At 67.0% G+C, this 26,706-nt stretch carries 22 protein-coding genes and 1 tRNA gene; 8 read left to right on the top strand and 15 right to left on the bottom strand.

The annotated features are described in order from the left end of the window. The 3 genes from V7778_RS15530 to V7778_RS15520 form a co-directional block, all read right to left on the bottom strand. Positions 1-1,098: a patatin-like phospholipase family protein gene (locus tag V7778_RS15530; protein ID WP_335556870.1), complete on the bottom strand. Its 1,098-nt coding sequence runs from the start codon at positions 1,096-1,098 to the stop codon at positions 1-3. A gap of 77 nt (positions 1,099-1,175) precedes the next feature. After that, complete coding sequence (locus V7778_RS15525; protein ID WP_335556868.1) at positions 1,176-2,816, bottom strand: ATP-binding response regulator; 1,641 nt, start codon at positions 2,814-2,816, stop codon at positions 1,176-1,178. After that, on the bottom strand, positions 2,813-5,578 hold the full coding sequence (locus tag V7778_RS15520) for a PAS domain-containing protein (RefSeq protein ID WP_335556867.1): 2,766 nt from the start codon (positions 5,576-5,578) through the stop codon (positions 2,813-2,815). The genes V7778_RS15525 and V7778_RS15520 overlap by 4 nt, the downstream gene beginning before the upstream one ends. 52 nt (positions 5,579-5,630) lie before the next feature. On the opposite strand from V7778_RS15520, the gene V7778_RS15515 reads away from it, so the two are divergent. Continuing rightward, complete coding sequence (locus tag V7778_RS15515; protein ID WP_335556865.1) at positions 5,631-5,759, top strand: hypothetical protein; 129 nt, start codon at positions 5,631-5,633, stop codon at positions 5,757-5,759. 55 nt (positions 5,760-5,814) lie between these two features. Here V7778_RS15515 and V7778_RS15510 read toward each other — a convergent pair whose 3' ends face one another. Both V7778_RS15510 and V7778_RS15505 read right to left on the bottom strand, forming a co-directional pair. Beyond that, positions 5,815-6,195, bottom strand: coding sequence for a response regulator (locus tag V7778_RS15510; protein WP_335556863.1), 381 nt, complete (start codon positions 6,193-6,195; stop codon positions 5,815-5,817). A 64-nt stretch (positions 6,196-6,259) separates the two neighbouring features. Then, positions 6,260-6,427 carry a hypothetical protein gene (locus tag V7778_RS15505; protein WP_335556861.1) on the bottom strand — a complete coding sequence of 56 codons (168 nt, stop codon included), beginning with the start codon at positions 6,425-6,427 and terminating at the stop codon, positions 6,260-6,262. A 239-nt stretch (positions 6,428-6,666) separates the two neighbouring features. On the opposite strand from V7778_RS15505, the gene V7778_RS15500 reads away from it, so the two are divergent. The 4 genes from V7778_RS15500 (at position 6,667) to V7778_RS15485 (ending at position 11,345) form a co-directional block, all read left to right on the top strand. After that, entirely contained in the window at positions 6,667-7,299 is a 633-nt protein-coding gene (locus V7778_RS15500; protein ID WP_335556860.1) for a response regulator transcription factor, read from the top strand. A 202-nt stretch (positions 7,300-7,501) separates the two neighbouring features. Further along, positions 7,502-9,103 carry a response regulator gene (locus V7778_RS15495; protein ID WP_335556858.1) on the top strand — a complete coding sequence of 534 codons (1,602 nt, stop codon included), beginning with the start codon at positions 7,502-7,504 and terminating at the stop codon, positions 9,101-9,103. A 115-nt stretch (positions 9,104-9,218) separates the two neighbouring features. Continuing rightward, a complete protein-coding gene (locus tag V7778_RS15490; RefSeq protein WP_335556855.1) occupies positions 9,219-11,066 on the top strand; it encodes a DUF3857 domain-containing transglutaminase family protein in 1,848 nt (615 codons plus the stop codon). 120 nt (positions 11,067-11,186) lie between these two features. Then, the gene (locus V7778_RS15485) at positions 11,187-11,345 is read left to right on the top strand and encodes a hypothetical protein (protein ID WP_335556853.1); all 159 of its coding nucleotides are present in this window, start codon (positions 11,187-11,189) and stop codon (positions 11,343-11,345) included. Here the strand turns inward: V7778_RS15485 and pth are convergent. The 7 genes from pth to V7778_RS15450 form a co-directional block, all read right to left on the bottom strand. Further along, positions 11,342-11,926 carry an aminoacyl-tRNA hydrolase gene (pth, locus tag V7778_RS15480; protein WP_335556851.1) on the bottom strand — a complete coding sequence of 195 codons (585 nt, stop codon included), beginning with the start codon at positions 11,924-11,926 and terminating at the stop codon, positions 11,342-11,344. The genes V7778_RS15485 and pth overlap by 4 nt on opposite strands. A 263-nt stretch (positions 11,927-12,189) precedes the next feature. Beyond that, entirely contained in the window at positions 12,190-12,777 is a 588-nt protein-coding gene (locus tag V7778_RS15475) for a 50S ribosomal protein L25/general stress protein Ctc (RefSeq protein WP_335556850.1), read from the bottom strand. A 199-nt stretch (positions 12,778-12,976) separates the two neighbouring features. Continuing rightward, entirely contained in the window at positions 12,977-13,927 is a 951-nt protein-coding gene (locus tag V7778_RS15470) for a ribose-phosphate pyrophosphokinase (RefSeq protein ID WP_211520427.1), read from the bottom strand. 137 nt (positions 13,928-14,064) lie between these two features. Next, positions 14,065-14,141 (bottom strand) — tRNA-Gln (locus tag V7778_RS15465). 78 nt (positions 14,142-14,219) lie between these two features. Beyond that, positions 14,220-15,110, bottom strand: a complete 891-nt coding sequence (gene ispE, locus V7778_RS15460; RefSeq protein ID WP_335556846.1) for a 4-(cytidine 5'-diphospho)-2-C-methyl-D-erythritol kinase — start codon at positions 15,108-15,110, stop codon at positions 14,220-14,222. 3 nt (positions 15,111-15,113) lie between these two features. Next, positions 15,114-15,710: an outer membrane lipoprotein LolB gene (locus tag V7778_RS15455; RefSeq protein WP_335556844.1), complete on the bottom strand. Its 597-nt coding sequence runs from the start codon at positions 15,708-15,710 to the stop codon at positions 15,114-15,116. A gap of 163 nt (positions 15,711-15,873) precedes the next feature. Further along, a complete protein-coding gene (locus V7778_RS15450; RefSeq protein WP_335556842.1) occupies positions 15,874-17,694 on the bottom strand; it encodes a tetratricopeptide repeat protein in 1,821 nt (606 codons plus the stop codon). A gap of 109 nt (positions 17,695-17,803) precedes the next feature. Here V7778_RS15450 and mutM point away from each other — a divergent pair, with 109 nt between their 5' ends. From mutM to mutY, 3 genes are read left to right on the top strand one after another with little or no spacing between them, the layout of a single operon-like run. Then, positions 17,804-18,637: a bifunctional DNA-formamidopyrimidine glycosylase/DNA-(apurinic or apyrimidinic site) lyase gene (mutM, locus tag V7778_RS15445; protein ID WP_335556841.1), complete on the top strand. Its 834-nt coding sequence runs from the start codon at positions 17,804-17,806 to the stop codon at positions 18,635-18,637. 24 nt (positions 18,638-18,661) lie between these two features. Next, positions 18,662-20,587, top strand: coding sequence for a dynamin family protein (locus tag V7778_RS15440; protein WP_335556839.1), 1,926 nt, complete (start codon positions 18,662-18,664; stop codon positions 20,585-20,587). After that, complete coding sequence (mutY, locus tag V7778_RS15435) at positions 20,584-21,696, top strand: A/G-specific adenine glycosylase (RefSeq protein ID WP_335556838.1); 1,113 nt, start codon at positions 20,584-20,586, stop codon at positions 21,694-21,696. Before V7778_RS15440 ends, mutY begins: the two co-directional genes overlap by 4 nt. A gap of 123 nt (positions 21,697-21,819) precedes the next feature. Here the strand turns inward: mutY and V7778_RS15430 are convergent, their stop codons facing one another. From V7778_RS15430 to V7778_RS15420, 3 genes are all read right to left on the bottom strand, one after another. After that, positions 21,820-22,953, bottom strand: a complete 1,134-nt coding sequence (locus V7778_RS15430; RefSeq protein ID WP_335556894.1) for a deoxyguanosinetriphosphate triphosphohydrolase — start codon at positions 22,951-22,953, stop codon at positions 21,820-21,822. Beyond that, entirely contained in the window at positions 22,953-24,605 is a 1,653-nt protein-coding gene (gene aroKB / locus V7778_RS15425; protein WP_335556836.1) for a bifunctional shikimate kinase/3-dehydroquinate synthase AroKB, read from the bottom strand. Before aroKB ends, V7778_RS15430 begins: the two co-directional genes overlap by 1 nt. 73 nt (positions 24,606-24,678) lie before the next feature. After that, on the bottom strand, positions 24,679-26,652 hold the full coding sequence (locus V7778_RS15420; RefSeq protein WP_335556834.1) for an Ig-like domain-containing protein: 1,974 nt from the start codon (positions 26,650-26,652) through the stop codon (positions 24,679-24,681). Positions 26,653-26,706 lie beyond the last annotated feature (54 nt).

The raw sequence follows: 26,706 nt of genomic DNA, 5'->3' as shown, positions 1-26,706 counted from the left end.
TCAGATCGGCTCTACACGCGCCAGGTCCGGGCGTTCGGCGAAGGCCGCCAGCTCGTCGCGCAGCCGCTCGCCTTCGCCGATGGCGCGCTGCCAGTCGCGGATGCGCGCATCGTGGTCGAGACCGTAGAAGCCGAAATCGTTCCGGTCCGGCAGCTTGCCGCGCGGGAGGGTTTTCAGGAATTCCTCGGACGGGGCAACGATCACGACGTTGTCCAGCCAGCCGCGGTTCGCGCCGCGCGCAGCCCTGCGCCACGGCAGGCCCTTGTCGAGCCAGCCAGGCACGATGTGCGGCGTGAAGTGCGGATACAGCACGATGTCGCTGCGCCCTTCCCCCGCCGCGCGCGCATACGGCAGCGCCAGGTGGTAGTCGATGATGCCGCCGTCCCAGTAATGGCCGGGCGGCAGCGCCGCGATGGCGGTCACCGGCTTCATGATCAGGGGTAAAGTGCCCGAGGCGAGCAGCCCCGACGCCAGGTTTTCGCGGCTCAAGGCAGAGAAATGGGTGGTGAAGGCGTCGAAGCGCTCGCGCAGCCAGGGGGCGCTGGAACGCCGGTCGCCGATCACCACGCGCTCCATCAGGCGACCCAGCCAGGCGCGCGAGCCGATGTTGTGCAGCGCCGCCGAGGCGAAGCCGCGCAGCTCGGCATAGCGGTGCGCCGGTGCGGCCAGCGAGCGCAGCCCGCGCACGGTCAGCAGGTGCAGGCGGTGGTGCGGGTGGTTGACGATGTCGTCCTCGTGCCCGCGCACGAATTCGCCCAGCAGGCCCTGGACCACCTCGTCGATCTCGTGCTGGGTCGGCTTCTTGCTGGTGTAGCGCTGGCCGGCGTACAGCTCGCCCAGGCGCGCAAAGGCCTTGACCGGGTCCTTCTGGCAGGCGGCGGCCATGCGCCAGGCCCCGATCGAGGACCCGATCAGGGTGCGCTCGCGCGGGGCGCCGGCGAACCATTCGCCGAACATCCACTGGTCGAGCGACTGGAAGATCAGGCCTTTCGGGCCGCCCGCCGCGGCGGGCACGATGGCGATGTCCTGGGCGCGCAGGCCCTGCGCGCGGATGCGCGCGAGGGCGAGCGGCCCGGCGTGGAAGGTAAGCGGCTTCATGGCCGAAATTATCGCAGGAAGCGCAGGCTTGCGTTGGTGTTCAGCCGGGGAAGGCGACCGGCCGCGGTTCCGAGCGCTCAACGGTAAGCCAGCCTGCGCCGGATGGCGACCATCGTCCCCCGGCCGGGACGTCCGTAGATATGGATGCTCGCGCGGATGCTGGCGGCGCGCTCGCGCATGCCCTTCAGGCCCAGGGACGCCGGATCGTGCAAACGCTCCCTCGGGATACCGGCGCCGTTGTCGCAGATCCTGACGAGCAGGGAAGCGTTGCGCATCGCGACCTGGATGACGACCCGCGTGGCGCCCGCATGGCGCAAGACATTGGTCAGGGCTTCCTGGCACATCCGCAGCAGCTCCCCAGCCACGAAAGGCGGCTGCTCGACGTAGCTCGCAGGGTCGTGCAGGACGGCGCAGTCGATGCCGGTGCGGCGCTGCACATCCGCCGCCTGCCAGCGCAGCGCGCCGACCAGCCCGCCCTCCTCGAGCTCGGGCGGGCGCAGCAGCGCCGCGATGTCTTGCACTGCGGCAATAGCCAAGTCTACGCTCGAAAGTACCGCTCTCAGCTCTCCCAGCATGTCGCGCACGGGCGGCAGCCGCTCGGGTTCCGCGATACGGTCCTGCAGCAGCCGGATGTCGATCTTCGCCGCCGTTAATAACTGGCCGAGCTGGTCGTGGACTTCGCGCGCCAGCATGCGCCGCTCGTCGTCGCGGACCCGCTGGACCGTGTCGAGCAGGGTGCGCAGCTCCTGTTGCGACTGCCGCAGGCGCAGCAGCTCGCCCTGGCGCCATACCGCGTTTCGCCGCAGCCGCACCAGCCGGACATTGGCGTCGATCCGCGCCACCAGGTCTTTCGCGCTGAACGGCTTCACCACGAAATCGTCCGCGCCCTCGCCCAGCGCCGCGACGCGCGCCGCCTCGTCGGCCTGACCGGACAGCATGATGACGGGGACGGTGCTGAGCAATTCGTGGCTGCGCATCCTGCGCAGCAGCTTGACGCCGTCCAGGTCCGGCATGACCTTGTCGATCAGGATCACATCCGGCTGGATCGACACCGCCAGGTCGAAGCCGGCCTGCGCGCTCTGCGCCGCATGGAAGGCGAAGCCGGCCCGTTCCAGGATGCGCCTGAGGTGGGCGACCAGCAGGGCCTCGTCGTCGATCAGCAGGACCCGGATCTTGCCCGCGCCGGCGCCGGACTGGCCGCCGGGCGGCGCCATGTCGCGCATCAGCGCCTGGGAAATCCGGTGCACGGTCAACTCGAGCAGCGCCGCCAGCGACGGGGTATGGCCGGGATGCCGCAGCACGAACAGCGCCAGTCCCGGCGTGTCCTGCTCACCGCGGCCGCCGAACCGGACGGCCGCCAGCGTGGAGGGGCCTTCGCCGATCCATTCCGGGCGCGCCGCGCCGAGGTCGACGATGCGTGCTCCCCCGTCGTAGGCGGCGGCGCCGTCAGGCTCCACGCCGCAGATCTGCGCCGCATCGGCCGCCCGCTCGGGCGGCGGCTGCCGGCATCCGGCATGCAGCAGCAGGGCCAGGCCGTGGTCCTCCACGGCCTGGTAGACGGCCAGCGCTTCGACGTCGTCGCGCAGCGAAGCGAGGATCTGGCTTCCCAGGGCGGACAGATCGTTCGGGACGGCAAGGTGCTCGGCCACGCTGGCGAAGGCCAGCATCCTGCGGCACACGAGGTCACGCTCGCGCTTGCCGTCCGCCGGCGAGTTCATTGCGCAACCCCGGGACTGCCCAGCGCTTCCGACAGTGCCTGCGCCAGGACAATCTTTCCATACGGCTTGTTCAGGAAGCGGACATCCGGCCCCAGCTCATTCTGGTGCCGCATGGCTTCGAAGGTGTACCCCGAGCTGAGCAGGACACGCAGTCCGGGCCGCAGTTCGCGGGCGCGCCGGGCAAGCTCGATGCCGGAAATGCCCGGCATGACCACATCCGTGAACAGCAGGTCGACATGGGCGCCCTCCGCCAGCTGCGCCAGCGCTTCCTCGGCCCGGGATGCTTCCGCGACCTCGCATCCCAGCTCGCGCAACTGGGCGGAAATGTGGGCGCGAACGATCGGGTCGTCCTCCACCAGGAGGATGGCGGATCCGGCCGGGGGCCGCGCGCCTGCGTCCGCCGCCGGCCCGGGCCGCGCCTCGGGTTCGGCATGCGCACGCGGCAGGTAGAGTTTCACCTGCGTGCCGCGCCCCGGTTCCGAGTAGATCGTCACGTCGCCGTTCGACTGCTTGACGAAGCCGTAGACCATGCTCAGGCCCAGCCCGCTGCCGGAAGCTTCGTCCTTGGTCGTGAAGAAGGGTTCGAACACGTGGTCCATCACGTCCTGGGGAATGCCATGGCCGTTGTCCGCGACCGCGATCACGACATATTCGCCGGGCGGCAGCGGCTTGTTCAGTTCAGTCTTCTGTTCTTCCATTTCGACCAGCAGCAGCTGGATGGTCAGCTTCCCGCCCTCGGGCATGGCGTCGCGCGCATTGATGCAGAGGTTCAGGATGGCGGCTTCGAGCTGGGCGCGGTCGGCGTAGACGCACCAGTGGCGCTCCATGTCCAGCAGCTGAAGATCGATATTCTCCGGCAGGCTGCGCGCGATCAGGGGGCGGATCGACGCGATCGCTTCCCCGACGGCCAGGATCTGCGGCGTCAGCGGCTGCCTGCGTCCGAAGGCCAGCAGGCGGCGCGTCAGCTCCGCCCCGCGCTCGCCGGCCATCCGGATCATGTGGGCGATGTCGCGCAGCTCGGGCTGGTCTTCGAGCGCATCCACCAGCTCTTCGGCGTTGCCGAGAATAACGGTCAGCCAGTTGTTGAAGTCGTGCGCCAGGCCGCCGGTCAGCCGGCCCAGCGATTCGAGCTTCTGGATTTGCAGCAGGCGCTGTTCCAGCGCGATGCGCTCGCTCAAGTCCGTCACCACCGAGAGGATGGCCCGCGGCGTGCCGTCTTCGCGGCGCACCAGGATCCAGTGCACGTGCACGACGAACTTGCGGCCGTCCGCCGCCGAATGCACCATCCGTCCAGAATAGTCGCCGTGCCGCATCAGCACCTGCATCGCATGCTGGAAATCGGAAGGCGCGCACTGGGCGTACAGAGTCTCGGCCACCGGCCGGCCGATGACTTCCTCGCTGCTCCAGCCGTAGCGCGCGGCCGCGGCCTGGTTCCAGTACAGCACCCGGTTGTCCAGGTCGCGCACCAGGATGGCGTCGGTCGCATAGTCGAGCATTTCGGCCTGCATGCGCAGGCGCGCTTCCTGCCGCTTCGGCTCGGTCAGGTCGGCGATGCTGCCGACCATCCGTTGCGGACGGCCCTGCTCGTCGATCACCATGAAGCAGCGGTGCAGCACATGGCGCTCGACGTCGCCGGACAGGCGCAGCCGGTATTCGGCGGCCCAGTTTTCGCGCCCCGCCGCCACGCCCGCACGCAGGCTGGCGCCGACCCGCGCGCGATCGTCGGGATGGATGCAGGCCTCCCAGTCCTCGAGGCGGGTCGAGCGCGCCAGCACGCCGCCGAGCGGCTCCAGGGCGCTGCGGCTACACCACAGGGCATCGTCCGCCATGCTCCAGTCCCAGACGACGTCGTTGGTGGCGCGAGTGACATAGCGCAGCCGCTGCTCGCTCAGCGCCAGCGAATCGGCCATGTGCTTGAGCTCGTACGAGCGCAGCACGATTTCCGCTTCGAGCCGGGTGGTCTTGGCCTGGGAGGCATCGGCGCCAGAGGGCCTGTGTGTGAGCACGTAATCGGTCACGTCCTCCACCCGGTGGATGATGAACATCACTCTTCCATCCGGATCGAGGACCGGCGAATTGATCGGGCTCCAGTAGCGCAGCTCGAAGCCGCCGTCCGGACGGCGGATCGGATAGCGCTGCACCGCCATCACGTCGGGAACACGGGTTTGCCGGACGCGGAGCAGCGACGCATTGAGCGCCGCGACGCCGCTGTCGGCTTCATCCGCCGGATCGTCGGGGAACACATCGAACAGGGTCCGTCCGACGATCTGCTCGCGGGTGACCATGGTGGCCTCAAGATAGGCATTGCTCGCCGCCACGATGCGGAAGTGGTCCGGCGTCAGCACCAGGTAGAGTCCGGGAGCGGACTCGAACAGCAGCCGGAATTGTTCCTGCGCCTGGCCGGTATCGCCGTCCGCGCCGCCTTCGGCGCCGGCAGCCGGGCGGAACCCGAACATCGCCGCGTCCTCGCTGGCCATGCCGGCGACGCGGCCCGGCACACTGTCCACGAACAGGTCGGCCACCAGGCCCAGTTCGCGGCCGGCGTCCGGATCCCGCGCACATGCGCCGGCGACGGCCAGCACGCAGCTGCCCTTCCCCGCCCCGTACGGAAAGCTGCGCCTCACCGCCCGATAGCTGCGCAGGCCGGAACGTTCCATCAATTCAAGGCATCCCGCAGGCAAGCGGGCGAGGCGCAGGTCCGGCAGGTTGCACTCGTCATCGGCGACCTGCGCTTCGAGCGCTTCGAGCGCTGCGCTAAGCACCGGGGCTTCCGCCGTGCAAAGGCGTTGCGGAGCCGCCCCGTCAGGCAGATGAATGCTGACCATCGCCCAGTCGTCTCCGGTCGCGGTCAGCGCCAGCCGAGCGGCTTTCTCCATGCTGGCTGCGTCATTCGCCATGCTTGCAAGCCTTCCCTGGACGCTTTGTGTGATTGTCGATCAATAATTCCAAGATAGCACAGCGCCTGGAAGATGCACACACGACATACGACACACGGCGCTCATGCGCGGGCGCAGGCCAGGACCCCGAGCAGCACCTCGGCACTGACAGGCTTGACGAGGTGAAAATCGATACCCGCCTGTACCGTGCGCTGCCGGCTGTCGTCATCCCCCCATGCCGTCAAGGCGGCGATGCAGGCTTGCTCGCCCCAGGGCCGTGCGCGCATGCGGCGCGCCGTCTCGCAGCCGTCCATGCGCGGCATCGCGACATCGATGATCACGAATTGCGGGCAGAGCATGTCCCCTACAGCAAGCGCCTCGATGCCGGAATAGGCGACCTTCACCGTGCAGTCGAAGATCGCCAGCAAGGACGCCAGGGTGTCGGCGGCGTCGGCATTGTCGTCGACGACCAGGACGCGGAGATTCGTCGCTTGCGGAGTCATGTTGTCCAAGGTAGGCATTGCTGAGAAGCAGCATCGGGGAATGGGAGCGCGCAGCTTACCGGGATCAGGCCGGCAGGCGAAGTCGGATGGATTGCGACGCGATGTCACCGGCAACCCGCGTGACTGCGGCCTCGGCCGGGCCCGCCGCGTCGCCGGCGCCGGGCTGGCGCATGGCGTCTTCCCATGCATGGCCGCCACCCGCCTTGCGGCGTAGTCCTACACGGCGTCGCACGGATTGCGTCATGCTGTCGCAAGCTTACCCATCGCGTCGCCTTGCGTAAGCCATTATCATCGCGCACTGCCGTATCATCCGGCCCTGCCGTTTCCATGGCCCGGGCCACCCAGGCATCTTGCCTCAATCCGCTAGCGTCCTTCCCTTCAATCGTACGGCGCCGCCATTCCCCACTTCACGATGAGCCCATTCTTGCTAATATCGTCCCATACGACACTTTTCCTGGGCGTCAACCATAAATGATCAGAGTAGTTATTGCCGACGATCATCAGCTGGTGCGCGAGGGTGTCAAGAAGGTCTTGTCCGTCGACCCGGAGATCGTCCTGGTGGGAGAAGCGGCTGACCTGAAATCGACGCTTGCCGTGCTGGAAACGGTAGAAACCGACCTGCTGCTGCTCGACCTTACCCTCAGCCCCATCCACGAACTGGATGCGCTGCGGAAGGTTGTCGAGCGTTTTCCCGGCCTCCGGGTACTCGTGCTGAGTTCACATAGCGAAGAGCGTTTCGGCATCCCGGTCCTGAAACTCGGCGCCGCGGGCTACATTCCGAAATCGCTGACCGTCGATGTCATGCTGAAGGCCATCCATAAGGTGCATGCGGGCGGACGCTACCTGAGCGAAGACCTGGCGGACATACTCGCGCGCGAAGTGTCCTCGCCCCATCCGCGCCACGCGCATGAGCGCCTGACCGACCGTGAACTGCAGGTGCTGCACCTGCTGGCGGTGGGCCAGCCGGTCAAGCAGGTGGCGGCCAAGCTGGATATCAGCATCAGTTCGGTCAACACCTACCGCAGCCGCATCTTTGGCAAACTGCAGCTCAAAAACAATGCGGATCTGATCCGCTACGCCATCCAGCACGGGCTGGTGGCCTGAGCGCCGCATGAGGACGGGCCGTGGCCCGATGAGCGGACTTGCCCTGGACAGCCGTTCGCAGCACCTGGACGACCATACTTGTCGTCAATATACGACGTGCTTGTCGATGTCTCGACGACAAAAAATCGGGTTCCAAGGTAGTAGAATCCACGATTCCTCGTTTTCTTGATGAGCCGCACTCTAACCTCTCCCGGCTGTTGTAATGACCGCACGCACGCTACAACATCCTTCCGTTCTCCTCGTCGACGACGAATCCTTTTCCGAAGAAATCATTTCCCACGGCTTGAAGGCGTGCGGGCCGCATACCTTCCGCTTCACGCCCGATGCGGCAAGGGCTGTCGACGCGGCCAGGGAGATGGCCGCCACCGTCGTCCTGGTGGATATGCGCATGCCTGGCATGGATGGCTTCGAGGTGACACGCCGGCTGTGCGCCGACAAGGACACCGAACACGTCGCCGTGATCATCCTGTCCGCGGAAGACAATCCGGACATGAAGGCGCAGGCCTTCGAGATCGGCGCCAGCGATTACCTCGTCAAGTGGCCGGACCCGCGCGAACTGGTCGCACGGGTGCGCTTCCACAGCAATGCCTGCGTGGCGCGGCGCCAGCGCGATGCCGCCTTCAGCTCCCTGCGCCAAAGCCAGAAGGAGCTGGCGGCGAGCCAGTCGGCCTTGCTCCAGTCCCAGAAAATGGAAGCGATCGGCCAGTTGACCGGCGGCGTGGCCCATGACTTCAACAACGTCCTGCAGATCATCGGCGGCAATTTGCAGCTCCTGAAGCTGAGCGACGGCGTGAAGGAATTCGGCAAGGTGCGCGTGGACACGGCATTGACCGGAGTGAGGCGCGGCGCCGAACTGGCCTCGCATTTGCTGGCTTTCGCGCGCCGGCAGCCGCTGCAGGCAGCCCCCACCAATCCCGCGCATCTGCTGCGGGAATTGGATGACATGACGCGCCGCTTGTTCGGGCCGGGCGCCAGTGTGCGCACAGAAATTCAGCCTGGATTGGGCAGTATCCTGGTGGACCCGAACCAGCTCCATAATGTCTTGCTGAACCTGGCCATCAACGCACGCGACGCGATGGCCGGCAGCGGCACCCTGACCATCCGGGCCGCCAACGTCGATCCGGGCGACGCCTTGCCGCCCGACGTGCCGGCTGGACGCTGGGTGATGATCGAAGTCGCCGACAACGGCAAGGGCATGACGCCGGAAGTGATGGCGCGGGTCTTCGAGCCGTTTTTCACGACCAAGCCGATCGGCCAGGGAACCGGCCTCGGCCTATCGATGGTCTATGGCTTCGTGAAACAGTCGGGTGGGGAAATCCTGCTGTCCAGCACGCCTGGAGAGGGGACCAGCGTCAAGATCTATTTGCCGCGCACCGATGCCGAGCCCATATCCCAGGACCTGCCGGCCGCGGCACTGCTGGAAGGCGGCCCGGAAACCATCCTGGTGGTGGAAGACGAAGAGAGCGTACGCCAGGCGACCTGCGCGAGCCTGTCCGTGCTTGGCTACCAGGTATTGCAGGCGTCCAGCGCCTCGGTAGCGGTCGACATGATCGAAAGCGGCCTGGCCATCGACCTGTTGTTCACCGACGTCATCATGCCCGGGCCGATCAGCAGCCTGCAGCTTGGCGAAATCGTGGGCGCGCGCCTGCCGCATGTGCAGATCCTGTACACGTCGGGGTATGCGGAAGGCGTGCTGACCCACGAAGGCAGGCTGCCGGCCAGCGTCAATCTCCTGCGCAAGCCGTATGACTTCGCTACGCTCAGCGCGCGTATCCGCCACCTTCTCAGGCGCCGGACAGGCTGAGCACGGGGCGAGGCCTGGGCCCGGCAGGATCGCAGGAGGCGCGTCCTTGCGCCGGCTCAAGGGGTCCCTGCGGCCCGTACGTAACATGGATCGGTCGCGTGCTTGGGGAATGCCCATGTCCATCCGCCTCGTCGCCTTGTTGTGGTTATTGCTGTGTGCGCATCCGGCCTTCGGACGCGACACCGGCACCGATCACTCGGTCATCGTCGACCGCTACGTCCAGCATTTCGTGGTCGAGCCGGACGGCAGCTACCTGCTTACGGTCGAGCAGGTCAAGACCCTGGCGGCGCACGAGGCGGTGCGCGATCATGCGCAGTACTACATCGGCTACAACCAGTCGCTCGACGCAGTCGTTGCCATCGACGCCCATACCGAAAAGGCCGACGGCCGCCGTCTGGCGGTGCAGCCGCACCAGATCCGCGACCAGCAGGAAAGCGCGAGCGTGGAAGCGCCCATGTTCCAGGACACGCGCTTGAAAATCATCGTGTTCCCGGACGTGCAGCCCGGCGACCGGGTGGCGGTGCGCTACGTGCTGCGGCGCCACACGCCGCTCTTCCCCGGCCAGTTCGAAGACCTGTCTTCGGCGCGCTTCCACCCCCACCGCGACTACCGCCTGATCTACGACATGCCGCCGGGGATGACGCTCTATGCCGACGCCGCCGGCTTCGCGCCGCAGCCGGACGCGAGCCCGCCCGGGCGCCGGCGCTACCAGTGGCGTTACGTGGACGGCGAGAATGCCCGCATCGAGCTCGACTCGGTCAGCTATCTGGACTACGGCAAGCGCCTGGCCGTCTCCACCTTCCCCGACTACGCGGCTTTCGCACGCGCCTATCATGCGCGCGCCGCCGCCAAGGCTCTTCCCAATACCAACATCGCCGCCCTGGCCGCCTCGGTCACGCGCGGCATCGCCGACCCGCAGGCGCGCGCCGTGGCGCTGTCGAACTGGGTGCGGCGGAACATCCGCTACGTCGGCGTCTACCTCGGCCCGGGCGGGGTGGTGCCGCATGAGGCGTCCAGCGTCCTGATCAACCGCTACGGCGACTGCAAGGACCACGCCGCCCTGCTCGAAGCGCTGCTGCGCGCCAGCGGCATCGAGGCGACGGCCGGGCTGGTCAACAACGGCGACGCCTACCGCCTGCCGGAAGTACCCACCTTGGGCGTGCTGAACCATGCGATCGTCTACATCCCCGCCCTGCAGCTGTTCCTGGACCCGACCGCCGAATCGGTGGCGGGCGGATTCCTGCCGCCCGCCCTGCTCGGCAAGCCTGTCCTGCTGAGCAATAGCGGCGCCTTCGCCATGACGCCAAGCTGGCAGCCCTCGCGCAGCCGGACCAGCACCCGCTTCGACATCCTGGCCGACGGCAGCAGCCGCTTCAAGGTCACGCGCACCAGCAGCGGCGCCTCGGCCGAGCCCTACCGGCGCGTGGTGCGCGCCACCCCGCAGGCCGAGCGCGAGCGCTTCGTCGAGCGCATGCTGCAGGGCTTGGGACAGCAGGGAGCGGGCGTGTTCGAGCCGGGCGACACCGACGGCGCGAGCGACGACTACACGCTCTCGTTCTCGGGCAGCAGCGGGGCCTTCGCCCACTTCCCGGGGCCGGTCGGCCTGGCGACCACCTACAACTTCTGGGGCGGGCTGGGCGATGCGGTGTCCGGCTTCATCCAGGAACCGGAGCGCCGGCAGGACTTCGTCTGCCCGGCCATCGACGCCGAGGATGAGCTGCAGTTCCGCCTGCCGCCGCGCGCGCGGGTGCTGGCGCTGCCGCGTCCGCTGGCGGTCGAGGATGGGAATTTTGCCTACCGCTCACGCTATGCGCGGCGCGGCAATACGGTATCGGTGACGCGCCGCCTGCAGTTCCGGCACACGCAAGCGACCTGCTCGCCGGACGACTACCGGCGCATGCGGCCGGCGCTGGAAAGAATCATGCGCGACCTGCGGACGCAGGTGGTGATCGAGAAAAGCTGAGCAGAAGAGCCGAGGCTGTCCCTGGCAGAATCGCCAGCTTGCTGCGAGCGCCATAGGCCTCGTACACTGAAGCCGACAGGCGCCGCATGGGGGGCGCATTCTTTCGACAGGTAGCCACAGATGGAATTTTTCACCAAGGACCCCAACGGGGTGTACATCACAGCTTCCGCGATCGTACTCGTCTGGGTAATGGCCTTCTTGTTCGGCGCCCATGCGGGTTACACGGCGGTGCGCGACTACTACTATGCCCAGGATGTGAAACCCGCGGGAGACCGCTAGTTGGTGTGCAGCTGCATGGTTGCCACGTCCAGCTTGCCTTCGCAGGCGAGCGGAATGATGCGCAGGCTCTTGTCGATCGATTCCTCGATCAAGATCTGTTCTTCGCGGCGCGGGCGGTGCAGCACGAAGTCGGCCACGCCCTGCTGCAGGTTGAGGCTGCGCGGGTGGCCGATGCCCAGGCGCAGGCGCCAGTAATCCTGGGTGCCGAGGGCGGACGTGATGTCCTTCAGGCCGTTGTGGCCGCCGGACGAACCGCCTTTCTTGAGCTTGGCGACGCCGGGCAGCATGTCGAGCTCGTCGTGCACGACCAGGATTTCGTCCGGATTGATCTTGTAGAAGCGCGCCAGGGCGCCGACCGACTGGCCGGAGCGATTCATGTAGGTCAGGGGCTCGAGCAGCCACACTTCGTTGCCGGCGATACGGGTCTTGGCGACCATGGCGTTGAAGCGCGCTTCGCGCTGCAGGCGGCAGCCCGGCAGCGAATTGGCCAGGTTGTCGACCAGCCAGAAGCCGGCGTTGTGGCGGGTTTGTTCGTATTCGGGGCCGGGGTTGCCGAGGCCGACGATCAGGCGAATGGACATGCTGGGTTCGTTTGAGGAAAAAAGCGATTATCGCTCAAAGGGGGCGTGGGGCCTAATTGGTGCTCTTCGGTGCCGCGGGCTGGCTGCAAACTTGGGCCCCCGCCTTCGCGGGGGTGACGGTTTTTGGGTTGGCGATGTGGCCGGCGCCGGCATCCGTTCGTCCGGTGTGATTCCGCGGGCGTCCAAACAAAAAAACCCGCCGGGCGAGGCCGCGGCGGGTTTCGGTATCCAGCAAGCCGCCGCAGCGGCCCGCAAGAAAGGTATTACTCAGCAGCGGCTTCAGCCGATGCCGCGCCACGCGGGATGGTCGAGGTGGCGATGGTCAGGTCTTGACCGTGGGTCAGCGCGGTCACGCCTTCCGGCAGGGTCAGGTCGCTCACGTGGACCGACTGGCCGGCTTCCAGCTTGCTCAGGTCGACTTCGATGAACTCAGGCAGCTTGCCCGGCAGGCAGGCGACGTCCAGCTCGTTCAGCACGTGCGAGATGACAGCGCTGTTCAGCTTGACGGCCGGCGAGATCTCGGCGTTGACGAAGTGCAGGGTGACCTTGGTGTGGATCGGCTTCGATGCGTCGACGCGCTGGAAGTCAGCGTGCAGGACCAGTTGCTTGTATGCGTGCATCTGGAAGTCGCGCAGCAGGACTTGCTGGGCCTTGCCGTCGATTTCGAGGTCCAGGATCGAACCGTGGAAAGCTTCTTTCTTGAGCGCGTGGTACAACGCGTTGCCGTCCAGGGCGATCAGTTGCGGGGCATCGGCGCCACCGTAGATGATGCCTGGGGTCTGGCCAGCGTTGCGCAGGCGGCGGCTCGCTCCGGTCCCCTGCTGAGTGCGGTTGAATGCGACTACTTTCATGTGAAACTCCAAAAATAAACGGGCCCCGCATGCCGGAGAACCTTCCCCGGCCCGGTTGCCCAGAGTGGCGGCCATCCCCGCGACCAGGGACAGCCAGAAATGAGCGCCGTACAGCGCACTCAAGAATACGAATATTACTTACATCAACGGCGCGCCGGCTCTTCAGCCAGGCGCGCCGCGAAAAATCCAGCGGTCGTGCTTAGTCGACGAACAGCGAGATCACCGAGTCGCCCTTCACGATCCGCTTGAAGGTCTCGGCCAGCAGCGGTGCGCTGGTGAGTTGGCGGATCTTGGTGCAGGCGGCGCCGGCGGCGCTCAGCGGGATGGTGTCGGTGACGACCAGTTCGTCCAGCGGCGAGTTCGAGATACGCTCGATCGCCGGGCCCGACAGCACCGGGTGCGTACAGTAAGCAACCACTTTCTTGGCGCCGCGCTCTTTCAGCACTTCGGCAGCCTTGCACAGCGTGCCTGCGGTGTCGACCATGTCGTCCATGATCACGCAGTTGCGGCCTTCGACTTCACCGATGATGTTCATGACTTCCGACACGTTCGCCTTCGGGCGGCGCTTGTCGATGATCGCCAGGTCGCAGCCCAGGCGCTTCGCCAGCGCACGGGCGCGCACCACGCCGCCGACGTCCGGCGACACGACCAGCAGGTCGTCGTAGTTGCGCTTCTGCAGGTCGCCCAGCAGGATCGGGGAAGCGTAGATGTTGTCGACTGGGATGTCGAAGAAGCCCTGGATCTGGTCCGCGTGCAGGTCCATGATCAGGACGCGCTCGACGCCGGCTTCTTCCAGCATGTTGGCCACGACTTTGGCCGAGATCGCCACACGCGCCGAACGCGGACGACGATCCTGGCGGGCATAGCCGAAATAAGGAATGGCGGCGGTGATGCGGCCCGCCGACGCGCGCTTGAGCGCGTCAACCATCAGGATGATTTCCATCAGGTTGTCATTGGTGGGAGCACAGGTCGACTGCAGAACGAACACGTCCTTGCCACGAACGTTCTCGTTGATTTCGACCATGACTTCGCCGTCAGAGAACTTCGAAACCACGGCCTTGCCGAGAGGGATACCGAGGTTTTTTGCGACCCCTTCTGCTAGTGCCGGATTGGCATTGCCGGTAAAAACCATCAGGTTTTCGTAAGCCATGGGAGTCCCAAGAGATGAAGGTTTGATCTGGAAAAACAATCAGCCGGAAAAGTCCGGCTGATTAGGCTTGTGGCGGGCGTTGTCGCCGCCGGGGTTTCCTTGCTGGACGCATTCGCATCGACAGATCAAGAAAACTTTGGCAGGGGAACAAGGATTCGAACCTTGGTATGCCGGAATCAAAATCCGGTGCCTTAACCAGCTTGGCGATTCCCCTACACGAACTTTACTGCTTGTCGCTGCGTTCTACATTGTAGCGTCTAACGCGTCGACAGGCAGGATTTTATTCTATAACTCACTGATTTTGCAAGAGCGATTTCATCAGTGGGTGACTCTTCAGCGACCTCGCCTTCCATGCCGTCCACTTTCCTGGCATGGCCGCCAACACCTGGTCGGCAGCGGCTTCGCTGGAGAACGCGCAGAACACGCACGCCCCTGAGCCAGTCATCCTGGCATCGCCGTAGCCGCCCAACCATTCAGCCGCCTCTGCTACCGGCGGGAACAGGCGCATGGCCACGTCCTGCAAATCATTCTTTCCGAAGCTCAACCGACTGCCTGAATCGGCGTAGCTGCTGGAAAAGTCCGCTATTATGACGGGCTCGGTATTTCTTGTCAAATCAGGCGCCGAAAAAATCGCCGGCGTCGGCACCGCGACGCCCGGCTCGATCACCACGTACCAGCAGTCGGGACCCGGCACCGCCTGCAGCGCCTCGCCCACCCCTTCCGCGAACGCCGTCTCGCCGAACAGGAAGAAGGGAATGTCGGCGCCAAGCGGCAGGCCGAGATCCATCAGCTCCTGCCGGCTCAAGCCCGCCTGCCACAGGTGGTTGGCCGCCATCAGCGCGGTGGCCGCGTCGGACGAACCGCCGCCCAGCCCTCCTCCCATCGGCAGGATCTTCTCGACCGCGACATCGATGCCCGGCGGCAGGCGGCCGTGGCGGCGCTGGTATTCGGCCTGCAGCAGGCGCAGCGCGCGCACGATCAGGTCTTGCTCCTGGGGCACGCCCTTCACTTCGGTCGTGCGGACGATCTGGTCGTCCTCGCGCAGGTCGAAATGCAGGGTATCGGCGCGGTCGATCAGCTGGAACACGCTTTGCAGCAGGTGGTAGCCGTCGGCGCGGCGGCCGACCACGTGCAGGAACAGATTGAGCTTGGCCGGCGCCGGGCAATGGTGCAGCGAACGCATGGATCAGCCCGCCGGAGTGATGACGATGCGGATCGCCAGGTCCTGGATGTCGCCGGCGGCGCTGCGCTCGGCGTCGATGCGGCGCGGCAGCGGCTGGGCGCTGGCCTCGTCCTGCCAGGACACGAAGCGCAGGCGCCAGCCATCCTTGGTCAACACGCTGTTGTTGGCGGGCGAGGCGGCGAAGCGCTTGCCGTCGGCGCCTAGCGCATAGCCCTGCAGCCAGTCGCGCAGGCCCGAGACCGGCAGGGTCCAGCCCAGGGTCTGCTGGGTCAGGCTGTCGATGTCGGCGGCCGTGCGCGGCGCGCGGTCGGCCTGGGTGAGGGTCGCGCCTTCCGGCGTCACGGCGATGGTGGCCAGGGTCTGGCCCAGGGGAGAAGCCAGGCTGACGTCGATGCGGCCGGGGCGCTGTTCCCAGCTGAAGTTACCGGTGAGCGATTCCTGGCGGCCGTCCTTGATGTAGTTCACCGACAGCTTGCCGTCCAGGTCTATGGTTTCGCGGTAGGCGCCGACGGTGGCGGTGGACAGGGGGGCGCCGGTGGTGGCGCAGCCGGCCAGGGTGGCGGCGAAAACGATCAGGGAAAGGCGTCGGGTAATCAGCATCGGTAAAGGTTCGGTAGGGTTGGCGGCTTCGCCGCCGACGCGGTGATAGGCATAGCCGGATCGGCCGTGGCGGTTGATCGCGCGATCACGATCACCGCGTCGGCGGCAAAGCCGCCAACCCTACGGATGCACGCAATAATGTCCGCGTGCAATGTAGATTATTTCACAAGGACAGCCCAAGCCGCGCCAGCGTGGTGCGCAGGGTATCGTTGTGCGGATCCTTGGCGCGCGCTTCGCGCCACAGTTGCTGGGCCGCGAGCTTGTCGCCCTTCTTCCACAGCACTTCGCCCAGGTGCACCGCGATCTCGGGATCGCGCCGCAGGGAATAGGCGCGGCGCAGGTGCTTTTCCGCTTCTTCCAGGTTGCCCAGCCGGTAATGGATCCAGCCCATGCTGTCCATGATGAAGGGATCGCCCGGCGCCATCTCCATGGCCTTGGCGATCAGGCCGTAGGCTTCCTGCAGGCGTACGTTGCGCTCGGCCAGCGAGTAGCCGAGGGCGTTGTAGGCGTGGTGATTGTCCGGCGCCTGCGCCATCACTTCGCGCAGTTGCTGTTCCATCACGTCCACCCGCCCCATCTTCTCGGCCAGCAGGGCGAAGTCGTAGAGCAGGTCGGCGTTCTTGGGGAAGCGCTTGGCGGCGGCTTCCATGAGCTTGTAGGCCTCCTGGGTGCGGCCGGCGTCGCGCAGCAGCTGCGATTCGGCCACGGCCACCTGGGCCTGCTGGGACGCGTCCTCGGTCTTGAGGCCGGCGAGCAGGCGGCGCGCGCTGCTCAGGTCGCCCTGCTTGCCGATCACGTGGGCGCGGCGCAGCTGGCTGCTGAACAGGGTCTGCTGGTCGGTGCCGTCGGGCACCTTGTCGAGCCACTGCAGGGCGCCGTTCAGGTCGCCCCGCTCCTCCGCCAGCTGCGACAGGATCAGGAGCGCGCGCGACGGGTCGCGCTCGTCTTCCGGATTGCGGCCGAGCACCTCGACGAAACGGGTGAAATAGTTTTCCGCCCCGATGGCGTCGTTCATCTGCGTGGCCAGGATGCCGATCGCGTACAGGTGCGCCACATTGTCCGGCTGGTCCTTCAGCAGCACCTCGAACTCCTGGCGCGCGGCCGGGTAATCCTTGCGGTTGACCAGGATGCGGGCGCGCGCCGCGCGCACCTCGCGCGCGTTCGGGTTGTTTTTGAGGAACTGGTCGAACAGCGCCATGATCTGGTCTTCGTCCTCGATGGCCTGGGCCAGCATCAGGGCGGCGATCTCGGAATCGGGCTTGGCGGCCAGGGCCGCGCGCGCCTGCTGCTGGGCGCCGGCCTTGTCGCCGCGCGCTAGCAAGGACTGGGCGCGCACGATGCGCGCTTCCATGGTCTCGCCATAGGGCGCGATCAGGCGCTCCAGCATCGCGCCGGCCGCGTCCTTGTCCTTGGCCCGGGTCAGCAGCTGCTGCATCTGGAACATCAGCAGGCCGCGCCGTCCGGGCGTGGCCTCGCGCAGGCGTTTTTCGAAAATCGGCTCGATATCGGCGATGTTCTCGGACGTGACCACCATGCCGACGAAATACTGGGTCGCTTCCTCGGACTCGGGGTCCAGATCGTGCCAGAGGCGCACCGCGGCCAGGGTGTCGTCGGCCTGCTTGGCGGCCACCGCCATCTCGGCGGCGCGGCGCGCCAGGCGCGGATCGCGGGTCTGCTGGGCCAGGCTCAGCATCGTCAGGTAGGGGCCCTGCCATTCGCCGGTGCGGAATTCGAATTCGGCCTTCATCAGCTGGTAGAGCATGGTGCTGCTGAGCTCGACCTTGGGCAGGCGCGCCTCGAGTTCGGCACGGGCCTTGGCCAGGGTTTCCTCCTCGTCCAGCGCGAGATCTTCCGCCTGCTCCTGGGCGAGCGGGACCGCCTCTTCCTTGACAGACGCCACCGGCTGCTGCAGTTGCTGTTGCGGCGCGACAGCACACGCCGTCAGGAGGCCGGACAGGGTTACAATGACGAAAGCGTTTTCCAAGGCAAGTCCACGGTCTGAGATGATGTCTGATTCTACGCTCAAGCCGGCGCCGCCACGGCTTTCCAGCTCCTCGCTCTACTGCGCCAACTTTACACGAATCCCCTCCCCCATGCCCGAATTGCCAGAAGTAGAAGTCACCCGGCGCGGTGTCGCGCCCCATATCGAAGGCCGCATCGTCGAGCAGGCGATTTTCCGCCGCGAAGGCCTGCGCTGGCCCTTCCCGCCGGGCCTGTCGGAACTGCTCGCCGGGCGCCGTATCACACACACCGACCGGCGCGGCAAATATCTCTTGATCTGCTTCGAACACGGCACCCTGATCGTCCACCTGGGCATGTCCGGCCACCTGCGCGTGCTCCCGCCCGGCATCGAGCCGCGCAAGCACGACCATGTCGACCTCGTCGTCAGCGGGCCGGAAGGCCGCCAGGTGCTGCGCCTGCACGATCCGCGCCGATTCGGGGCGGTGCTCTGGCACGGCAACGACGCCGGGCCGCTGGACGAGCATGCATTGCTGCGCGGCCTGGGCGTGGAACCGCTGGGCGAGGGCTTTTCGGGCGCCCTCCTGCACCGGGAGACGCGGCGCCGCAATGCACCGATCAAGCAGGTACTGCTGGCAGGGGACATCGTGGTCGGGGTCGGCAACATCTACGCCTGCGAAAGCCTGTTCCGGGCCGGCATCAGTCCGAAGACCGCGGCCTCGCGCATCAGCCGGGCCCGCTACGACAAGCTGGCCGAGGCCATCAAGGAGATCCTGGCGGCCGCCATCGTGCAAGGCGGCTCCACCCTGCGTGACTTTATTGCCGTAAATGGTCAGTCTGGATATTTCCAGCAGACATATTTCGTCTATGATCGTGCTGGAGTGCCTTGCCGAAACTGCGGGGCGCCGGTCCGCCAGATCAAGCAGGGCCAGCGCTCGACCTTCTACTGCGCGCAGTGCCAGCGCTAGGCTCGACTTGACAGGCAGGCAAAGATGCAGGATTTTCAACAGTATGGAGCATGGCGTGCACAGGTGGCCGCCGCGCTGGACGGCTACGGCGCGGCGCTGCAGGATGCGTCGCTGATCGATGGCGCCGGCGAGCAGCAGCTGGCGCGGGCGCTGGCGCGCCTGCGCGATGACCGGCTCTCGGTCGCCTTCGTGGCAGAATTTTCGCGCGGCAAGACCGAGCTGATCAACGCCCTGTTCTTCGCCGACTACGGCCAGCGCATCCTGCCTTCCAGCGCCGGGCGCACCACCATGTGTCCGACCGAGCTGCTGTGGGATCCGGCGCTGCCGCCCTGCATCCGCCTGCTGCCAATCGAGACGCGCGCCCAGCAGCTCTCGACCAGCGACTTCCGCGAGGATGCCGGCGCCTGGACCGTGCTGCCGCTGGACCTGGACGCGCCCGAGCGCATGAGCGCCAGCCTGCGCCAGGTCAGCCAGACCCGCCAGGTGCCCCAGGCCGAGGCCGAGCGCTACGGCCTGTACGACCCGGCCGACCCCGACCTGACCGCCGGCCTGGGCCCGGACGGCACGGTCGAGATCCCGCAATGGCGCCACGCCATCATCAACCTGCCCCACCCGCTGCTCAAGCAGGGGCTGGTGATCCTCGACACCCCGGGCCTGAACGCCATCGGCACCGAGCCGGAACTGACCCTGAACCTGATTCCGAACGCGCACGCGGTGCTGTTCATCCTGGCCGCCGAGACCGGCGTGACCAAGAGCGACATCGAAGTCTGGCGCACCCACATCGGCGCCGGGCCGGGCCGGCTGGCGGTGCTGAACAAGATCGACGCCATGTGGGACGAGCTGAAAAGCGGCGTCGACAACGACGCCGAGATCGCGCGCCAGCAGCGCGGCGTGGCCCAGCTGCTGGGCCTGGATCCGGCGCGCGTGTATCCGGTGTCGGCGCAGAAGGCCCTGGTCGGCAAGATCAACGGCGACCTGGCCCTGTTCGAGAAGAGCCGCCTGGGCGCGCTCGAAGCGGCCCTGTTCCACGACCTGATCCCCGCGCGCAAGGAGATCATCGCGCGCCAGCTGCGCGCCGACCTCGAGGCCATCCTGGCCGGCCAGCAGGCGCTGTCGAACGCCCGCCTGCGCGACCTGGTCGAGCAGCAGCAGGAACTCAAGAGCCTGCGCGGCAAGAACCAGGGCGTGATCGCCCACATGATGCGCCGGGTCGAGGCCGAGAAGAAGGAATTCGACGCCAGCCTGTTCAAGCTGCAGGGCACGCGCGCCGTGTTCGCGCGCCTGTCGACGGAGCTGTACACGACGCTCGGCATGGACGTGGTGCAGGAGCAGACCGAGTCGGTGCGCGCGGCGATGCAGGCGGCGCGCTTCGCCACCGGCATGCGCGCGCCGGTGCGCACCTATTTCGAGCTGCTGCGCGCCACCCTGGACGCGTCCCAGGCCAAGATCGACGAGATCGGCGCCATGATGGACTCGATGTACCGCAAGTTCTCGGCCGAGCACGGCCTGGCGCTGAACCTGCCGATGTCGCTGTCCCTGGCGCGCTACCGCGAGGAGATGGACCAGATCGAGGCCTTGTTCGCCAAGCAGTTCGGCACCGCCACCCTCCTGATGACCAGCCGCGCGACCCTGCTCGAGCGCTTCTTCGACTCGATCGCGTCGCGCGTGCGGCGCGCCTTCCGCGCCGCCAACCTGGACGCGGAGAACTGGCTCAAGGTGATCATGGCGCCGCTGGAAGCGCAGATCCGCCAGCACCGCGACCAGCTGCGCCACCGCCAGGCCTCGATCGAGCGCATCTTCGAGGCGACCGACAGCCTGGAGCAGAAGATCGCGGCCTTCGAAACCAGCCAGGCCGAACTCGAACGCACCCGCGCCTGTCTGGCCGACATGGCGGCGCAGGTCAGCGCCAGCCTCGATGCCGAGGCGGCTGAACGGAGGGCCGCCGCATGAAGCGACTGACCGAATTCGACGACCTGGCCGACCCGACGTTTTCGCAAGCGGTGATCGGCTGGCAACGCGCGCACGGCCGCCACACCCTGCCCTGGCAAAACACGCGCGACGCCTACCGCATCTGGCTGTCCGAGATCATGCTGCAGCAGACCCAGGTCGCCGCGGTGCTGGGCTACTACGGGCGCTTCCTGGAGCGCTTCCCGACGGTGCAGGCGCTGGCCGAGGCGCCGTCCGAGGATGTAATGGCTCATTGGAGCGGCCTCGGTTACTACACGCGGGCACGCAACCTGCACGCCTGCGCCAAGCGCGTGGTTGCGGACTTCGGCGGCGTGTTTCCCAGCGATCCGGCCCTGCTGGCCGGGCTTCCGGGCATCGGGCGCTCCACGGCGGCGGCGATCGCCGCGTTTTCCAGCGGCGCGCGCGCCGCGATCCTGGACGGGAACGTCAAGCGCGTGTTCGCGCGGGTATTCGGCATCGACGCCTATCCCGGCGCCAAGCCGGTCGAAGATGCGCTGTGGCGGCGTGCGGACGCCCTGCTGCCCGCCGGCGAGGGCATGGAGGCGTACACCCAGGGCCTGATGGACCTGGGGGCCACGCTGTGCACGCGCTCGAAACCCGACTGCGGCCGCTGCCCGCTGCAGGCACGCTGCGTGGCCTATGCTACCGGCCGCACGGCGGAGCTGCCGGTGCGCAAGCCGAAAAAGGCGACGCCGGAGAAGCGCACGGCGCTGCTGGTCGTCATCGACAACGGGCAGGTGCTGCTGGAACAACGGCCGGGGACCGGGATCTGGGGCGGCTTGATGTCGCTGCCGGAAGTCGGCGGGCATGTGGCGGTGGATGAGGAAGCCGACCACTACGACACGGCGCGGATTGCTGCGGAAGCGGCGCAGTTCGGGGCCGTCGAAGAGGTGCAGGCGCTGGGGCATCTGGTGCATGTGTTCACGCACTACAAGCTGCATATCGCGCCGTTCGTGGTGAGGCTCGTCTCGCGCGGGGGCGCTACCGGACGGCATCTGTGGTGGAAGCTGGATGCGATCGGCGAGGCGCCGCTGCCGGCGCCGGTCAAGAAACTGCTGGTGGAGTTGGGAAGGCCGAGTTTGTTTGTTTGAGTGGCTGTTCTACGAAACTTGGGTCCCCGCCTGCGCGGGGATGACGGTCTTGAGGCTACGTACCTTGAAACGTCATCCCCGCGAAGGCGGGGACCCAAGTTTGCGTGCAACCCTGCAGCCCAATCAAAACTGATCCAGCGAAAATATCCGCTTGTGCTCCCGGATCGCATACCGGTCCGTCATCCCCGCAATGTAATCCGCAATCTTCCTCGCCTGCTTCATCACATCGCCCTGCACCTGGTAATCCGGCGGCAGCAGTACCGGGTCCGCCATGAAGGCGTCGAAGAGCTCGCGCACCACGCGGCTGGCCTTCACGCGCATGCGGTTGACCTGGAAGTGGCGGTACAAATTCGCGTGCAGGAAGCGTTTGAGCGCCGTGGTCTCGGCGCGCATCGCGTCGGAGAAACGGACCAGGGGCGGCGCGGCGCGCACGTCGTCGATGCTCCTGGGCGCTGCATCCAGCAGGCGCGCCGCCGTGGTGTCCACCAGGTCGGCCGTCATCGCCGTGATCATCAGGCGGATCGTCTCGTACAGCGCGCGCCGCCCCGGCAAGCCCGGATACTGCGCCTCCACCGCATGGCGGTGGCGCGCAAACAGCTCCACCTCTTCCATCTGCGCCATCGTCAGCAGGCCTGAACGCAGGCCGTCGTCGATGTCGTGGTTGTTGTACGCGATCTCGTCGGCCAGGTTGGTCAGCTGCGCTTCCAGGCTGGGCTGGGTCTTGTCGATGAAGCGCTGGCCCAATTCGCCCAGCTGGCGCGCATTGGTGAGCGAGCAGTGCTTGAGGATGCCCTCGCGCGTCTCGAAGCTCAGGTTCAGGCCGTCGAAGGCGCCGTAATGCTCTTCCAGGTGGTCCACCACGCGCAGGCTTTGCAGGTTGTGCTCGAAGCCGCCGTAGTCGCGCATGCATTCGTTGAGCACGTCCTGGCCGACGTGGCCGAAAGGCGTGTGGCCCAGGTCGTGGGCCAGCGCGGTGGCCTCGACCAGGTCCTCGTTCAGGCGCAGGCTGCGCGCCAGGGTGCGGCCGATCTGCGCCACTTCGATGCTATGGGTCAGGCGGGTGCGGAACAGGTCGCCCTCGTGGTTGAGGAAGACCTGGGTCTTGTACTCGAGGCGGCGGAAGGCCGTCGAGTGGATGATGCGGTCGCGGTCGCGCTGGAACTCGCTGCGCGAGCCCGGGGCCGGTTCCGGGTAGCGACGCCCGCGCGACTTCGACGAGTGCGCCGCATACTCTGCGAGGTGGGCGTCGAAGTCCATCATGCCGTGCAGGCCGCCAGGGTGGCGCGCAGGGTGTCCAGCGGCACGGTGGCGATGGACGGGCTGCCCAGGGGTTTCAGGAGGATGAAGCGGATCTCGCCGCCCTCGTTCTTTTTATCGACCGCCATCAGCTCGATCCAGCGCGCCTCGCCCAGGTCGGGCGCCACGGTCGGCAGGCCGGTCGCGGCCACCAGCTTGCGCACGCGTTCGACGGTGGTCTCGTCGACCAGGCCAAGGCGCGCCGACAGGTCGGCCGCCATCACCATGCCGCAGCCGACCGCTTCGCCGTGCAGCCATGCGCCATAGCCCAGGCCCGATTCGATCGCGTGGCCGAAGGTGTGGCCGAAGTTCAGCACCGCGCGCAGGCCGCCTTCGCGCTCGTCCTTGCGCACGACTTCGGCCTTGATCTCGCAGGAGCGCGCGATCGCGTGCGCCAGCGCTTCCGGGTCGCGCGCGACCAGCTTGGCGATGTTCTGCTCGATCCACTCGAAATAGGCGGCGTCGAGGATGGCGCCATGCTTGATCACCTCGCCCAGGCCGGCCGACAGCTCGCGCGCCGGCAGGGTGTCGAGGGTGGCGGTGTCGGCCAGCACCGCGCGCGGCTGGTAGAAGGCGCCGATCATGTTCTTGCCCATCGGGTGGTTGATGCCGGTCTTGCCGCCCACCGAGGAATCGACCTGCGACAGCAGGGTCGTCGGGATCTGCACGAAGGGCACGCCGCGCATGTAGCTGGCGGCCGCATAGCCGGTCAGGTCGCCGATCACGCCGCCGCCCAGGGCCACCAGGGTGGTCTTGCGGTCGCACTTGGCGGCCAGCAGCGCGTCGAACACCAGGTTCAGCGACTGCCAGTTCTTGTGCTCCTCGCCGTCCGGCAGCACGATCTCGACCACCTCGACACCGGCGGCGCGCAGGTGGCCGGCCACGCGCTCGAGGTAGAGCGGCGCGATGGTGGTGTTGGTGACGATGGCGGCCTTGCCGGAGCCGATGTGGCGGCCCAGCAGCGCGCCGTCGTCCAGCAGGTGGGGGCCGATCACGATCGGATAGCTGCGGTCGCCGAGTTCGACGTTGAGGGTGAGGTGTGCCTGTTCGTTCATCGATGTCTTCGCCAGCCGCCGCGCCCGTGCTGCTTCCAGCGCTTCGATCTGGTCCAATATGGTCTGTACCATCGATTGTACGTTAGGACGGCCGGTGTCGATGACCAGGTCGGCAATCTCGCGGTACAGGGGGTCGCGCTGGGCCAGCAGTTCCTCGAGTTTCGCGCGCGGGTCCGCGGTCTGCAGCAGCGGGCGGTTCTTGTCGTGGGCGGTGCGCTGCAGGACGCTGTTGATCGAGGCGCGCAGGTAGACCACGGTGCCGCGCTCGGCCAGCAGGGCCCGGCTGGCCGGATTGAGCACGGCGCCGCCGCCGGTGGCCAGTACCAGGTCGTGCTGGGCGGTCAGGTCGCGGATCACGTCCGCCTCGCGGCGCCGGAAACAGCCTTCGCCCTCGATCTCGAAGATCCACGGAATCGAGGCGCCGGTGCGCGCTTCGATCTCATGGTCCGAATCCACGAAGCGTTTGTTCAGTTTGCGTGCAAGCAGCCTGCCGATGGTGGTCTTCCCCGCACCCATCAGGCCGACGAGGAAGATGTTGTTGTTCTTGGGATGAGGCACTACCAGACCCGCTCAGATAGTAAAACGGCCAGTATAGACTGGCCGTTCGGTTTTGCGGGGTTTTCGCTTGCGCTTACGGGCAGCTGAAGTTGAACTGGAACGGAATCAGGCTGACGTTCCCGTTCGGCGTAGTGACCTTGACGTTGAAGCTCGCCGTGGTTGCCACCGTGCAGTTCGCCGCATTGGGGCTCTTGAGCGAAAACACGTGCGTCGAACCCTGCGGACCGCTGATATTGTTGCCGGTCGGATCGTCGCCACTGCTCGAATGCGGGAAGATCTTCGGCACCTCGGCCGGCTGGGCGTCGACCAGGCTGGCGTTGTTCAAGCCGGTGACCTCGACTTTCGTGCCGGAAGGCAAGGGATTATCGTTCAAGTCGTTCAGCTGGAGGCGGAAGGTCTTGGCCAGGGCCGACGAGACTGTGCTGAGCGTGGTCGTGGCCGCGAGGTTCAGCGGCGTGGTCGAGCCGTTCAGGTAGACCTTCTGCACGAAACTGCCGCTGAAGAAAATCGCCGCCTTGCGGAACTGGGTGCTGACGCCGTCGGTCGTGCTGGCGCAGATGGTCGCCACGCCCGCACGGGTGCTGTCGGCGCTGACGCCGGCGGCGCCGCCGCTGTTGCAGGCCGTGGCAGGCTGGCCCGGGATCGCCACGCGCGGGTTCTGGGTGCGGAAGTCGACCGAGCAGCCGCCGTTCTCGGTCAGGCAGCCGCCGCGGCTGGAACTGCCGATGGCGCCCAGGTTGGTCTGGAACACGACCGGAGTGCCGTCGGCCACCGGATTGCCGAACTGGTCGGCCAGCAGGATGTTGAAGACGGTCGCCGGTTCGGTGGTGCCGCTGTCGAAGTTCCAGCCTTCCGGGTTCGGGTCGGTCACGCTCAGCGACATCGCGCGCTGGGTGGTCTGACCGGTGGTCACGACGATCGAGTCGGAGCTGGTCGAGATGTCCGGACGGCCGCCGGAGGCGGTGCCGGGCAGGGTCGCGGTCACGCGGAACGAGGTCGGCACGGTGCCCGAATTGACGGTGGTGATCACCTCGCCGCTCTGGTCGGTGCTGTCGGTGCTCTTGTTCAGGCGCACCACGCCGGCCGGCGAGACGCTGAAGTTGACCTGCTTGCCGGCCAGCGGACGGTCGAACACGTCGATGACCTTGAACTTCAGGGTCGCGGTCTCGGAACGGTTGATGCCGCCCTGCCCCTGGATCACGATCGACTGGTCGGCCGGGGTGGCCGACACGAACTGGACCGACGCGGCCGCCGGGGCGGCGATCGCCAGGGTCGCGGTGGCCGAGCTCGGCGCCGCATCCGAGGACACGGTGATCACGTCGTTGTTGCCGCAGCCGAGGTCGCGGTAGGTGGCGCGCGCGGTGCCGTTGTTGGTGGCCACGGTGCTGGCCAGGGTGGCCTTGCCGGCGCTTGCGCAGGCCGAGCTGAAATTGACGTTGACCTGCTGGCCGGTGTACTTGGCGCCATTCGCCAGGAGGTCGACCGAGACTTCGGTGGTGCCGTAAGCCGAGATGCTGGCCGGGCTGACCGTCAGGTTGCCCAGGGCGAGCGCGGTGGCGCCCACGGAATAGTTGGCCGAGCCGCTCAGGGTGGTCTCGCCCACGGCGGCGGTGACAGTCACCTTGCCGGCGCCGCTGGCGGACAGGCTGGCGGTACGCATGGTCATGGTGGCGACGCCGCTGGCGTCGGTCAGCGCGGTGCCGGCGCTGGCCGAGAACACGGCCAGGTTGGTATCGGTGGCGAAGGACACCAGCGCGTTCGGCACCGGCTTGCCGGCGGCGTCGAGCACGGTGGCGCGCACGGTCAGCGGGGTGGCGCCGCTCAGGGTATTGCTGGTCTGCCCGGCAGCGTTGACGAAGGCGACCGTGACGGCCGCGCTGGCCGGCGTCGTCGGAGTGCCGGTGCCGGTACCGGGGCTGCCGGTGGCGCCGCCGACGCCCGGCGAACCGCCGCCGCCGCCGCAGGCGGCCAGCGTGGCGGCGACCAGCGCGATCATGGTCAAGCGCCCGAGCGAAGTCCGGGCTTCCTGTGCTGAAGTGTGATGCATGACGTCGTATTCCTGTTGTTGTATGTCGTATGGGTAAAACCGTCCTGGTAAACG

Source organism: Massilia sp. DD77, from assembly GCF_036961685.1.
Taxonomy (GTDB): Bacteria; Pseudomonadota; Gammaproteobacteria; order Burkholderiales; family Burkholderiaceae_D; genus Telluria.
Note: the sequence above shows the minus strand (reverse complement) of the source record. Positions and strands in the feature narration are given on the sequence as shown.